The following is a 14241-nucleotide window of genomic DNA, read 5'->3' as shown; positions in this document are numbered from 1 at the left end:
ATTCATTAGATGAAAGATGGCTGATGGAAACGAAGAGTTGATTCGGAACCGATTACCATTGCACTGGTTTTTAAAGGCACAAATCAGCAATTACTTAACCTAAAAATCAGTAGAGTAGCTGATGACTTACCAACCACTGCTGATACAAAGTGCAACGGTGAAATAATAACTCGATCTACAGTGTGTCAAATGTCCATCAATTCCATCAGGAATTGCTCCGTTCAATCCAAGTTGGAAACATCATGAACGTTCACTTCAACAGATTTTTCTCTAGCCCGTGATCTGTAAACAGGCCGCCCGTTACAGGGCCATTACCATAATTTATTTTAGGAATTAAACACTTCTGTTGAAGAATTAAAGCGGTTCTGAGGGAACGCTAATGTAGATTTCAATTTTTAATAGCTACCTATGGTCTTCCGGTGCTTGCTCCATCTCCCCACATTTTTTCTATTAAGCATTGCTGCTGGAATTGCTGCCCAGGTTCCAACTTCAGTGCTTGCAAAAACGGTTACCCCGAACCCAGCACCCAAACAAGCACTAACCTGGAGTCTGGCGTTGAATGGGGCGATCGCTGATTCAACCCCTGTTTCTCCATCTCTAGAAAACGCTTTAACAGAACAACGCGTTCAGAACTTCACTGAAGATCCCAAGCTGGCCTCAGGCGGGGTTCCGTTCTTTGCAGATACCCCCCAAGTTGCCCAACTGCCCATTGACTTTCAGCGTCCCGAACCTCTCCCCCCCCAAGAGCCTCTACCGCAGACGCCGCTTCCCAGCTTGCCGCCACCCGAACAGCTTTTGCCCCGGCCAGATGCACCTGCCATTCCTCCAGAACTGGGAGACGGGCCAAGCACCACCATTCGGGTGAATCGGTTTGAGGTCGTCGGAAGTACGGTTTTTAGTGCAGAAGAACTGGCCGAGATCACGGCTCCCTATACCAACCGCGATCTTTCCTTTGCAGAACTTCTACAGGTCCGCACCGCCATTACTCAACACTATGTCAGCCAAGGGTACACCACGTCTGGGGCTTTCATTCCCCCGCAAACGCCTGAGGACGGTGTTGTTCGGATTCAAGTATTGGAGGGTCGTGTCGAAGACATTACGATCACGGGCAACCGGCGACTACGCCCTGCCTATGTGCGCAGTCGTCTGCGCCTTGCGGCGGAGGCTCCGCTGAATGTGAATCAATTGCTGGAAGGGCTGCAACTGCTTCAACTCGATCCATTAATTGAAACGATTTCAGCCGATCTTCAAGCAGGAGTACGACCGGGGACAAATGTATTGGATGTTGAGGTGCAAGAATCTCGGAGCTTTCGCTTGACGCCATCGCTCGATAATGCGCGATCGCCCAGTGTTGGCAGCTTTCGTCGCCAGCTCGAACTGAGTGAAGCCAACCTTTTGGGGTTTGGAGATGCCCTTAGCCTTAGCTACAGCAATACTGATGGCAGCAATGGAATTGATGCTAGCTACACGTTGCCCATCAATCCTCGTAATGGCACCCTGCGATTGGGATTTGGCACAACCACTAGCAACGTCATCGAAGCCCCTTTCAACGCCCTGGATCTTCAGGCAGTGTCTCGGTATTACGAACTATCGTTTCGTCAACCAGTTGCCCAAAGCCCCACCGAAGAATTTGCTCTGGGGGTAACCTTCTCTCGACAAGAAAGCCAAACCGAATTGGGCTTTGATAATATTGGACCGTTTCCCCTCTCTCCAGGGGCAGACTCGGAAGGCCGAAGCCGAATTTCGGCTCTGCGATTTTTCCAAGAGTGGACTCGTCGCAGCCGCCAAGAGGTGCTGGCGTTTCGCTCACAAGTTAGCCTGGGCCTGGATTTGTTGAATTCCACAGTCAATCAGGATGCGCCCGATAGCCGATTCTTGGCATGGCGCGGTCAAGGGCAGTGGGTTCGGGTACTGGCTCCCGACAGCCTATTCTTAATTCGAGGGGATGTGCAATTTGCAGATTCTGCATTAATGCCGCTAGAGCAGTTTGGCCTGGGTGGACAATCCACGGTGCGCGGTTATCGCCAAGACACGCTGCTTAGTGATAATGGTGCGCTTCTTTCGTCGGAGGTGCGCTTGCCGATTCTGCGCGTTAATTCTGTCGATGGCCTCCTGCAACTCGTTCCGTTTATCGATGTGGGAGTCGCCTGGAATCAAGGCAACAGTGATCTGGATACAAATTTTATTGCTGGAACTGGAGTGGGCTTGCTATGGCAAATGGGCGATCGCTTCTCTAGCCGTTTAGATTGGGGCATTCCCCTGGTGGATGTGGCCAATCAAGGAAATACCTGGCAAGGGAATGGGGTGTATTTCTCAGTTCGGGGAAGTTTTTGAGGGAACGGATCGACGATGGGGCTAGATGTGAAACGATTCATAAACCAACGGATACTTCGGTTTTTTCCAGAAAAACGCCTGCGTTTGCATCAGTTGGTTTTCATTACGCCAGCAGTGGCGACAACGATTATTGCTGGCAACCTGTTGGGTGTGTTTAACCTTTTGGAATGGGCCATTCGGGATGAGTTCTTTCGGGTGCGCCCCGCCGAACCCCAGGAAGATTTGATCGTAATTGTCACAATTGATGAGGCCGATATTCAAACGGCAGGCAGTTGGCCCATTCGAGATCACACGCTAGCCGACTTAATTACGGCGATCCGGAATCAGGAGCCTCGTGTGATTGGTCTCGATTTATATCGTGATATTCCCGAAGAACCGGGATATCAGAACCTGGTCGAGGTATTTCGCTCGACACCGAACTTATTTGGAGTTGAAAAAATTACGGGCGATCGCGTTCTGCCACCGCCCACCCTGAAGGAGGTCAATCAGGTTGCCCTGTCAGATCTGGTGTTGGATGCTGATCGCAAAGTTCGGCGGGGTTTACTCTCTGCCAAGGATAGCCAAGAGCAGGAAGCAATTAAAACGGGATTGGCGGCCCAAGTTGCGTTGAAATATCTAGAAGCCGAAAATATTCGCCTTGAACCTGTCAATGCCGAACAGCAAATGTTTCGATTGGGGAAAGTGGTCTTTTCTCCCTTGCGCGATCGCCAAGCTGGATATTTAGACAGCGAGGTGGGAGGATATCAAATTTTGATGAATTGGCGTGGGGGCCAGGAAGCGTTCCTCACGGTTTCCATGCGCGATGTGTTATCCGGAAAAGTGCCGACTGACTTTATGCGCGATCGCATGGTTTTTATTGGCTCCATTGCACCCAGCACGAACGATTTTTTTGATACTCCCTACAGTAGCAGTCGGTTTGGAGCCAAAGATCCAACCCCCGGCATTGTTGTTCATGCCAATTTGGCCAGCCAGCTTGTGCGCAGTGCCAGAGATGGACGTCTCAACTTGCGCGGCATTTCGGGGCTTAAGCAAACCCTCTGGATTGCCCTGTGGGTAACCCTGGGTGCGACAGGCAGTTGGTCGATCGCGCGCTGGAGTGAAGGTCGGCCAACCATTGTGGGTGGCCGAATTTTGTGGACAGCGATCGCCGTCAATACACTGTTATTGAAAGGTTCCTACCTGGCTTTCCTGAGCGGACTATTCATTCCCGTCATCGCACCCTCTGTTGGCTTTATTGCAAGTGTTGTTGCAGCAACAAATGCTTACAAACACAAACGCTTACAGGATATTAATGCTCAGTTGGAAATTGCCAATCATCAATTGATTGATTATTCCAAAACGCTGGAAATAAAAGTTGACGAACGAACCCGTGAACTAGAGAAAGCAAAACTTGCAGCGGATGCGGCGAATCAGGCCAAGAGCGAATTTCTTGCCAATATGAGCCACGAATTGCGCACGCCCCTAAATGGCATCCTAGGCTATGCCCAAATTCTAGAGCGGTCAGAAACGCTCAAAGCAAAGGATCTTAAAGGCATTCAAGTCATTCACCAGTCTGGCAATCACCTGTTGACCCTCATTAATGACATTCTAGATTTATCTCGCATTGAAGCTCAAAAATTGGAACTGCATCCAACAGAGTTACATCTGCCCGCCTTTTTGACAGGGCTGATGGAAATTTTTGAAGTTCGAGCTGAGCAAAAGGGAATTATTTTTGAGCAGGCGATCGCCCCCAATTTACCGATCTTTATTACCGCTGATGAAAAGCGATTGCGTCAGGTATTGATTAACCTGTTGGGAAATGCCATCAAGTTTACCCATCAGGGGAGTGTAACCCTGCGAGTCAGCTGGCTCAACCCCGAAATTAGCACACGGTCATCCCCCGATTCCGCAACACCACCTCTGGGGACCCTACGGTTTCAGATTGAAGATACGGGCATCGGCATGTCTCAAGACGAGTTGGAAAAAATATTTCTTCCTTTTGAACAGGTTGGAGATATTTCTAACAAAGCTCAGGGCACGGGACTGGGGCTTTCGATCAGCCAGCGGCTAGTGGCATTAATGGGGGGGGAGTTGTGTGTTCAAAGCCAACCAGGAGAAGGAAGTATCTTTTGGCTGGACTTGGAGTTTCCGATTCTCTTCCGCAATCATCGGGCAAATATCCAACCCATTCAAGCCTCCATCGTTGGTGTCAAAAGCCAACAGTCCAGCCAAATTCTTATTGTTGATGATGATCCCGAAACCTGCACTATTCTAACATCGCTACTCCAGCCTCTCGGATTTTCAGTCATGGTGGCTGAAAATGGGCAGATGGCGCTCAATCTGGCCCAACAGCACATTCCAGATCTGGTGTTAACCGATCTCAGTATGCCAATTCTGGATGGTTGGGAATTGATTCAACAAATGCGTAGTCAAGAATCGTTGTGCCATGTGGCGATCGCTGTAACCAGTGCCAGCGTATTCGAGACCGACCGAGCCAAAAGCTTAGAAGCAGGAGCCAATGCGTTTTTGGCCAAACCGCTTCAGGTGGACGAGTTATTTGAAACGGTGCGATCGCTCCTCAACGTAGAGTGGATCTACGAAAATGGCTTCTCACAAGAGAATCAGGAAAGCTCAACTCAAACAGGCTGGACTCCTTATCCTCGGTCTTCGCCCAAACCTGCGATACCTCCTACCATCGTTCCACCGCCAGTGGAAGTGTTAAATCAGCTGTATCGCTGCGCCAAAACTGGCGACATCCAAACGATTGAAGACATCCTAAAAGCTCTGGAAAACCAAGAACCATCTTTAGATGCCTTTACGACTCATCTCCGACAACTAGCCGAAAATTTCCAAATTAAGCAGATTCGTCTTTTTATCGAATCTTTTCTATCTTCGGAGCATCAACCATGATCACCACACCCCAATCCACCAGGATTCTGCTTGTAGACGATACCCCAACCAACTTAAAAGTCTTATCCGAAGCGATTAAAAGCGAAGGCTGGTCTACGCTGATTGCCAATGATGGAGAGTCGGCAATAGAGCAGTTGGAATACGTTATCCCCGATTTAATCTTGCTCGACGTCATGATGCCGGGTATCGACGGCTTTGAGGTCTGTCGGCGATTGAAAGCAAACGTCGCGACCCAAGCCATTCCCATCATTTTCATGAGCGCTCTATCCGAAACCGTTGACAAAGTTAAAGGGCTGGAACTGGGTGCAGTAGACTACATCACCAAGCCCTTTCAGCAAGAAGAAGTATTGGCGAGACTGCGAGTTCATCTAAAGTTGTGTCGGCTCACCAAAACATTAGAAACCCAAACTCAAACCCTGGCTGAAAAACACCACCAAGCCATAGAAGAAATTCGCAAACGTGAACAAACAGAGCAAGTGCTGCTAGACCTTAAAGAGCAGCTAGAACAACGCGTCAAAGAACGCACCGCCGATTTGTCAACCTCGCTGCAACAACTACAAAATGCCCAACTGCAACTGGTTCAAAGCGAGAAAATGTCTGCTTTGGGACAACTTGTTGCCGGGGTCGCCCACGAGATCAATAATCCAGTCGGCTTTATCAAAGGAAACCTTTCGCCAGCCTGGGACTATACGCAAGATTTGTTGGATTTAATTCACCTCTACCAAAAACACTACAATCAGCCCCCCGCAGAGATTACACAAAAACTTGAAGATATTGATTTGGAATATATTCAGAAGGATTTGCCCAAACTGCTCACATCCATGAAAGACGGAATCGAGCGAATCCAAAACATCAGCGTTAGCCTACGGACCTTTTCAAGAGCCGATACCGATCAAAAAACTGCCTTCGATTTGCACGAGGGAATCGACAGTACCCTCCTCATCCTTACCCATCGACTGAAGGGCAACACCCATCGTCCAGAAATTCAAATTAGCCGTCAGTATGGGGACTTGCCAAAGCTCAATTGTTTTGCAGGCCAGCTTAATCAGGTATTTATGAATATCCTGGCGAATGCGATCGATGCATTAGATGAGTTGAGTTTGAAGAGTTCATTTGAAGAGATGGAGGCACGCTCCGGCAAAATTCAAATTCGAACTGAGGTGGCTCCCACAAACCAAGCTGTTTTAATTCACATTCAGGATAATGGGATGGGAATTCCTGACACCGTCAAAGAGCGCGTGTTTGATCACCTGTTTACAACAAAACCCGTTGGCCAAGGCACGGGATTGGGATTATCGATCGCCCGCCGGATCGTTGAAGAGATCCATGGAGGAGAGTTGAGATGCACTTCAAGGCCGGGAGAAGGCACCGAATTCACCATTCAACTTCCTTTGTATGAGTAGAGGATATGAATAGAGGCCAAAACGTTATCGAGAGATAAGGTTGATCCTGCGCTGTAGAGTCTATCCTTAACTGGCGAGATGGATTCAGAATCTTCAGCCAATCCACAGCCAGTCCATCAAACATCAAGGATTCGTGTGTGTCGCACTTCAGACCCTATTCGATCACCGAAATCTTGAAATGTGTTGTTCTTGGGATTGTCATCAAGTCAAGCTGAAATCCCAATGCACCAACTACAACAGCCCTTCGTCCAGCTCATCAGAGTATGAGCGAGACCGTCCGTGTCCCCAGAAGTTTACTCTCAAGAGATCTATACTTTATTGATGAAACACCCAGGGATGGATAGGGGTTGATGAGGATGGATCCCGGTCAGTGTGTATGTGCCGGGTGCAGAAGTCTAAAAGTTTTGGCTGATTTGTTGTGGGCTGAGTCCACAACAAATCAGCCAAATGTATAGTTTCTCACTGGGAATACAGAGGGGGGATTGCAGTGCAATCCCCCCTCTGTTGTTGAGTCAGTTGCTGAGTCAACTGGATACACTTCTTACATTAACCATGGATATTTGTATCGCAAATATCCATGGTTAAATCACGTTTTTGGCACTTGTTTAGGAATGGTTTTGACCTTCCTTGCATAAATTCATCGCACGAAGCTATGCGCTGTAAGGTGCCATTCGCGTCAGACGTTTACTGAACTGTTGCAGCGTAAACAGTTGTCACTTCTTGCAAACCTACAGAGTTCAACAACTCATGCCAATCTGCTGTAAACGCAGTATTGGTAGGTTGAGCAATTCGTAAGTCGGTCAATAGAGCTACGCTGTCATACCAGACGCCGTTTGCAGCCAGGGTTTCTGCTTGTTGATGAGCATCCACTTGCTGCAATGCCTGAGCCAAGTTCGTATCGGGGGCAATCCGTTTGATCCAGGCATCTACATACGGGGTGCTGGGGGAAAGGGTGCCATCTACCATCAGAGCAAAGAACCACTGATAGTTTTGGCCGATTTCCAAAGCAGGAGCATTTTCAGGTAATTGCACTGCTACAATACCTGCCGTGCTTGGAACGGTGACCAGCGTTTGGTAGAGGGTATTTCCCGCTTCATCTTTTAGGCTAAACACCGCATCTTGAGCATTGGAGGCGGGAACGTAGACCAGGATGGTCGGACGCTCTGCCAGAGTCGTGCCGTAAAAGGTTTGCGGGGTGACTGCCAGCATGGAAACCGCTTGCTCTCCTGATTGAGACGGTAGGTACCCGTACAAATTGGTTCGAGATGCCCCACCGACTGCTGTTTGGGGGGCGGCATTATCACTGGGGGGGATGAATCCGTCTCTAGAGGCACCGCCCGTGGCTTGGCGAGGCGCAGTATTGTTCGAAGGAGGCACGAATGTACCGCGAGACGCACCACCTGTGGCCTGTTGAGGAGCCTCATTTCCAGAGGGAGGAATGAAGGTCCCGCGAGATGCACCACCTGTGGCTTGACGAGGAGCCTCATTTCCAGAGGGAGGAATGAAGGTTCCGCGAGATGCGCCGCCTGTGCTAGCAGACGGGGCACTGTTATTGTCAGGTGGGGTAAAGGATATGGCGTGAGCATCCCTGATCGATACTCCTGCCAAGGCCATCAGGAGAACGAGAGTTCCCAATGGTTGCAAAAGAAAGGATCGTTTCATAGTGACTTCTAGGCTTTGCCTAGCCGTTGAGTTGACTGTTCGTTTTGCAAATTTCAGAACGGATTGCTGCTGTTAAGCAGTTTTTTAGCTCTGAAATTTTTAGGGAAACACTACTCTCAGAGTATATTTTGAATGTATAAACGAGAGCAGTAAACCTGCGCAATTTGACGCTATTAAATGATCAAATTGTGCGCTTTTTTTATTGCCAAAAGATGCATAGGCGATCGCAAACTGTAAATCTCGCATAGGTGTCGTGTATGGGACAGCGAATAGTTCCTGATGAACTTTGTTGACTGTGTTTACGAGGGGTAACGATTGGCTCAGATCAGGTACTTCTCAGCTCAGAGGCTAGGTTGCTCTGGGCAACACGCCCCTGAGCTGAGAAAAGCAAACGCAATCACTCTGGCGATTTTGGCAGTGTCCAGTGAGCGATCGCCGAGTTTGATACCGATCTACAGCCAACTACCAATCAATACAAACGCAGACCAGAAGAAAGGATCTTTGAAGTCGGTTTGATGCATTAAGTTCACTTGAGCCCGTTGAAGGGCTTGAGCTTTGGTTGTATTTGGTTGTTTTAACTGGCTATAGAACTCAGTCATTAATAGCGCGGCAGCCTTGTCTTTGACAGGCCATAGAGTAGCGATGGTCGATCGGGCACCTGAGCGCACGGCTAAACCTGCCAGCCCTAGCACTGCTCGATCATCCCCAGTGGCGGTATCGCAAGCACTGAGCACCAACAAGTCAATCGCTTTTGTTTGGTTTGTTTCCCGATTTTGCAGGAGTTCAGAAAGTTCATTCACATTAATGCGACCTTCCCACGTGAGCAAAAAGGTTTCTTCACGCTTGGAGCTAAACTGCCCATGGGTTGCCAGGTGCACAATGTTGGCGGCACTGGTTTGAATTTGTTGGGCGATCGCCGCCTGAGTAAAGTCTTGATTCAACAGCGTGGTACCAGGAACCAATTTGGATATTTCTTGAATTTCCGTGGATACTTCTGGTAACGCGCTGAAGCCATTGCGGGCTTCGCTAATGCCACCCACCATAACTTGCACGTTGTCAGGGTTGAGCGGTTGAGCCAGCATGAGTTGAAGTCCCGGAGAGAGCGCAACAGCATACTTCTCGACTAAATACTTTTCGCCATCGTATAACGCTGCAAGAGATACACTTCGCAGTAACCCATCGGGAACAAAGACAAGGGTTTTTGTTTGAGTCAGCAACTGATCTTGCTCAGCAGGGCGAACAAGCCAATCATAAATTTGGCGAGAAAGCTGTAATTGAGCTTGTCGATCGGCAGCGGGGTGCAGAGTGGCTAGAAAGTTCCTCAGGGTTGTTTCGACCTGGGTCTTGGAAACGGGAATTGAATAATATTTCAGCGGTTGATTGGGAATGGAAACAATAGTAGCGATGCGATCGCTCAACAAAATGGGGTAGATCACGGCTGCTGTTTGATCAACCTGGTCAATTTGTTGGGTATTGCGATCGAGACAGGCTTCTCGAAAGAAGTTATCCAACTCGGCCAACTGCAACGATTCGATCAGCTCACGCGACTTCAGCAGCGCCGCCGAATCTGGCTCATCAGCCAGCAGGAGCGTCACCATTTCGCGGTATACCGGCTCTACGCTTTGGCGAAACGAAAACTGAATATCTGAGTTAATGCTGACCAGATCTCCCCGCAGAGCCTGAAGTGCCGTGACAGCTTCGTTGTACGCTGCGATCGCATCCTGTTTTTTGCCTTGTTGATTGAACACTTGGCCCAGTTGCCACGCAGCTTGCGATGCTAAATCGTCTGCATTGAGTTGGCGGGCGATCGCCAAAGACTGCTGAGTTAACTGAGCAGCCTCGTTCCATTGCTGCGACTGTCTATAAAGGTTGCCCAATTCCAAAAGAGCATAGGCTTCCGCGTGAGGATCATTTAACGTCTTGGCCGACTCTCTCGCTGAGGCAAGCAATCGAGCCAGTTGCTCATGGGGAACTGGCTGGCGAGCATCATCCAACTTGGCTAAATGAGTCACCAAGTTTACAGCTCCATAAATTGAAAAATGGCTGGGAGGCAGGACCACAAGCTGCTGATAAATTGCATAAGCAAGCGCCTCAATGGGATGCCATTGCGCTTCATCAATAAGGGGCGCATTGTCTGTGTAGATCCGGAGCTGGTTGAGCCGAGCCCGCAGCAAGTCTATTGAATTGACCGCATGACGCTCAGCCGCTTGGAAATACTCAAGTCCCGTTGTCAGGTCACCCTGATCTGTCACAGCTCTGCCCAAAGCCAAAAATGAGGAACTCATTTCGGTTGTAGCATTCATGCGTTGGGCGATCGCCACACTTTCTTCCAGCGCTGACTGGCTTGCAGATAGATCTCCAATTAACCGCAGGGTCATGCCCAAATTACGCAAACCACTCAGCTTGACGTTGGAATCTGGCATGGTGGACAAGCGTTGGTTAATGGCTTCCAACTGTTCTCGCGAGCGACGATAAAAACCGAGCGCTCGCAACGCCTGCGCCTGATTAATTTGTGCCCCCAAAGCTCCCAGCGGATCATTGGCTTGTTGATACAGCGTTGCCGCCTGCTCCCAAGTGCTAAATGCCGATTCCGTTTGCCCTGTGTGCAGTAGCAATCCCGCTTTTGTATTCAAAGCCTGAGCCAACACAATCGTTTTTTCGCCGGAATTGACGCTCTCCAAAAGGCTCAAACTCTCTTCAATCGCGTTGCTTGCTTCCGTCCATTGGTTTAGCTCTTGGTGGGCTAACGACAAATAGCTCAAGCTCAATGCTTGATTGAGGCGATCGCCACGGGTCGCATACTCCTGCGTAGCCTGCCGCCACACTGAGATCGCCCTTGCAAACTCGCCCGCTGCATAGAATCTACGCCCTTCTTCCAGAAGCGAAGTGGAAGTCACCTCAGCGGGGTCGGTAGAGGTCACGGGTGAAACAGAATCCATGGCGACTCCAGGAAACCCGACAACCACCATAGATAAACTGAGCAGACCAATCAATAAATAACGCAGCGGAGAAATCCAACGAAGATAGAGCAGAGAACGGGAACGATTCTTGGAATAGCGCAGCATCTTTCTAAATTATCTGTAAATATGAAGGACTTTGATTCGAACGCATTCTGGAGATGATGGCTGAGCATTAATTTGGAACAGCACTGCATGTTGTCGGCGCACGATTTTGAGCCGGTATTTCTGCCTGGGCAATGAGTTGAAGTTGGCCTTGGGCATTGACGCTTAAATTGGTTGCCTCAATTACCGCATCTGCTGAATGGAAGGATGTACTAGAAACCGGTGAGCTCTCTAAAACGGGTGAGCTTTCTAAAACAGCGGCGCTGTTGGTCGGAAGCTGACGCAAATCAGACCAGGCGCGATCGGCCCCAATACCCTGAGTCGGGTTTTCACGAACTCCCCCTCGCCCCGTCGCGATAAACCGACTGGATTGAGTATTCGAGCACGTTTGGGCAACTTGTTGGCTAGAATCGGCCACATCAGTAGGAAGTGCGCTGAGACTAGAGACCGGGTCGACGGCAAGATTGTTAATTTGAACCGTGCCATTCACACTGAATTGAGAACTCGCGGTGATGTCATTGGTGACATTGGCTCTTGGCGTTAACGTATCGCGAAACTCAAGCCCAATAATGCCCTGAGCCGTGATGTCAATATTGCCGCCTGCTCCTTGAAACGCATTGGCAATGATGTCACTATTTTCGTTTGGCACACCGACAATAAACGCCGAATCAATCGTGATATTGCCCCCGATGGATGCGCCTTGAGCATTGGTGGTAATGGTGCTGCCCTGCCGCAAAAGAATAATTTCATTCGCGGTTAACTGAATATTGCCCTGGCCGCCCCCATTCACCTGGGCCTCCAGGCTGGCCCGGTTATTCAAAAGAATATTTTGAGCATTAATCGTCAGGTTACCAGCATCACCTGAACCAGTGTTGCCAACAGATATCGTGGCTCCATCTTGTATCTGCAATACACCACCCGTGATATTCACCGAACCTGCTGCGCGATCGCTAACGGAGGATGCCCCAATCGTGCTGGGAACAATTCGCCCATCACTGAACGGTTGAGATCCACCTCGAACGGTAATGGTGTTAATGTTGAGGTCCACATTACCAGCCGTTCCTTGCCCTAAACTGGACGCGAGGATCTGCCCCCCGTCCAGTATTTGTAAGCGATTGGCCCTTACATCGACACTGCCACCTTGACCCATGCCACCTTGATTGACAATGGCGATAATGCCACTTGGGGCTCTGCTAACGCTGTCAACTGCATAGTCGCGAACAGTAACTTCATTCGCTCGAATATTGATACTTCCAGCGACCCCCATTCCAGACATTGAACTAGAAATCGTTCCGCCATTTCGTAACAGCAATCGCCCAGTATCAACCGTGATAGAGCCACCCTGCCCTTGAGCGGCTCCTTGAATGGAGTTAACAATAGAAGCCAGGATATTTCCACGCGTCATCCCTTCAATCTCGACACTTTCTGTTGCCCGAATTGAGATATCGCCGGTTCGGCCTGTGGATACCAAGCTTGAATTAGAGTCTAGAGGGCCAAATAAATTCGCACTGATGACTCCTCCTTCTAAAAGTCGAACGCGTTCCGCCGTAATTGAAATCGTTCCACTTTCAACATTCGTTCCAGCAGAAGACAAAATCGTGGTGATTGCCGTTGGCAGAATATTTCCTCGCGTAGTTAGGGGTGTGCCTGGCGGCAAGAGAGGGTTAGGAAATGGTGTGTCTCCTCTAACTTCAACATCTCTAGCGCGAATCGTGATATTTCCACTTCTTGAGTTATCGTTCTCGCCGGGTTTCGGCATAAAAAATTCATCAAGCCCCGAAAAACTCGATTGAATCCAGGCTCCGTTGCTCAATCGCAATTGAGGTGTCTCAATGATGATGTCTCCAGCCGTTGCCCCAGATCCATAGGCAACCGTGCTAATGCCCGCGGTTCGATCTTGAAGCGGTGCAGAAGCACCCAACAGTTCCACAAACTCAGTGGTTCTAACGGAAATCGCTCGTCCTCTTCTGGCACCGTTGGTGCTGGAAACCAGGCTTGAGCCATCCTGAAGGGTGAGCCCGCGGGCCCGCACCTGAATCCATCCTCCGTTATAGGGTTGTGCAGAGTCTACTTCTCTTGAAAGCCTGCCCGTATTCACCAGCGAGGATTGTCGCAAGGTTACGGTTCCCCAATCGGTGGCGGCGGGTTCAGTTCCAGCGAGATACCAACCCGTTGGATCTATCATGATGTCCGCATTGCGAACAGCCCATAGTTCCACCTGTCCATCTGGGGCATAGAGTTTGGACTGAGCCAGATCCAACGTGCTGCCGACCAACGCCAAAGTCTGCCCTGGTGCCACCTGCAACCCATGAAACACAGAGGGGTTTGGCAATGGGCCTTGCAGTTGAATGGGGCCTGCATTGGCTCCCAGTTGCAGCCCAACCGGAGCGCTCACAGTCAGTAGCGATGATGCTGCCGGATTGACCGCACTAAATACGGTGCCATCGGCAAAGCGAATGCTGTTGGCGGTGCTGCCCACAAACGACCCACCCAGATTCAACGAGGCATTTGGCCCAAACAAAATGCCGTTAGGATTGAGCAGAAACAGGCTTGCAGTCCCGTTGGCTCGAATCATTCCATCAATATTGGAAGCACTAGAACCCGTGACCCGACCAAAGATGGTTTGAATATCGGCAGCGTTGTTGAAGTGGGCAGATCCACCTGTGGGAACCGAGAACTCGCGAAAACTATGAAACAGGTTGCCGCCGCTGCGGTTGCCATTTTCGATGACGAAGTTGAGGGAATTGGAGCTGGTGACGGTGGTGGAGAGGGTTCCATCGACTGCGATCTGTGCCAAAACAGGTGAAGCCACCCCTAGGCTTAATAAAGCCAAGGTAACTGTTAGTGTGACTGGAGTAGCCTGGAATCTCATCAATACTTTCCTCTGGACA

General features: G+C 49.7%; 6 protein-coding genes. 3 read left to right on the top strand and 3 right to left on the bottom strand.

Annotated features, from left to right (window positions below; genetic code table 11):
- Window positions 1-408 precede the first annotated feature (408 nt).
- From ACQ4M4_RS20695 to ACQ4M4_RS20685, 3 genes are all read left to right on the top strand, one after another.
- Window positions 409-2334 carry a ShlB/FhaC/HecB family hemolysin secretion/activation protein gene (locus ACQ4M4_RS20695; RefSeq protein ID WP_430686361.1) on the top strand — a complete coding sequence of 642 codons (1926 nt, stop codon included), beginning with the start codon at window positions 409-411 and terminating at the stop codon, window positions 2332-2334.
- 114 nt (window positions 2335-2448) lie between these two features.
- Window positions 2449-5223, top strand: a complete 2775-nt coding sequence (locus ACQ4M4_RS20690; RefSeq protein ID WP_430686360.1) for a CHASE2 domain-containing protein — start codon at window positions 2449-2451, stop codon at window positions 5221-5223.
- Complete coding sequence (locus ACQ4M4_RS20685; RefSeq protein WP_430686359.1) at window positions 5220-6626, top strand: sensor histidine kinase; 1407 nt, start codon at window positions 5220-5222, stop codon at window positions 6624-6626. The genes ACQ4M4_RS20690 and ACQ4M4_RS20685 overlap by 4 nt, the downstream gene beginning before the upstream one ends.
- Before the next feature lie 684 nt (window positions 6627-7310).
- On the opposite strand, the gene ACQ4M4_RS20680 is transcribed toward ACQ4M4_RS20685, so the two are convergent.
- From ACQ4M4_RS20680 to ACQ4M4_RS20670, 3 genes are all read right to left on the bottom strand, one after another.
- Window positions 7311-8288, bottom strand: coding sequence for a DUF928 domain-containing protein (locus ACQ4M4_RS20680; protein ID WP_430686358.1), 978 nt, complete (start codon window positions 8286-8288; stop codon window positions 7311-7313).
- Between the two features lie 452 nt (window positions 8289-8740).
- Window positions 8741-11227, bottom strand: coding sequence for a CHAT domain-containing protein (locus ACQ4M4_RS20675; RefSeq protein ID WP_430686357.1), 2487 nt, complete (start codon window positions 11225-11227; stop codon window positions 8741-8743).
- A gap of 193 nt (window positions 11228-11420) precedes the next feature.
- A complete protein-coding gene (locus tag ACQ4M4_RS20670; RefSeq protein WP_430686356.1) occupies window positions 11421-14222 on the bottom strand; it encodes a filamentous hemagglutinin N-terminal domain-containing protein in 2802 nt (933 codons plus the stop codon).
- Window positions 14223-14241: the final 19 nt, after the last annotated feature.

It is taken from the genome of Leptolyngbya sp. AN02str (genome assembly GCF_050565595.1).
Classification (GTDB): Bacteria; Cyanobacteriota; Cyanobacteriia; order Elainellales; family Elainellaceae; genus Kaiparowitsia.
The sequence above is the reverse complement of the archived record's forward strand: the minus strand, read 5'-3'. Positions and strand labels throughout refer to the sequence as shown.

Coding starts and splice junctions, on each gene's coding strand:
- ACQ4M4_RS20675 (WP_430686357.1), bottom strand. CDS start 11,227: ATGGATTCTGTTTCACCCGTGACCTCTACCGACCCCGCTGAGGTGACT.
- ACQ4M4_RS20685 (WP_430686359.1), top strand. CDS start 5,220: ATGATCACCACACCCCAATCCACCAGGATTCTGCTTGTAGACGATACC.
- ACQ4M4_RS20680 (WP_430686358.1), bottom strand. CDS start 8,288: ATGAAACGATCCTTTCTTTTGCAACCATTGGGAACTCTCGTTCTCCTG.
- ACQ4M4_RS20670 (WP_430686356.1), bottom strand. CDS start 14,222: ATGAGATTCCAGGCTACTCCAGTCACACTAACAGTTACCTTGGCTTTA.
- ACQ4M4_RS20695 (WP_430686361.1), top strand. CDS start 409: ATGGTCTTCCGGTGCTTGCTCCATCTCCCCACATTTTTTCTATTAAGC.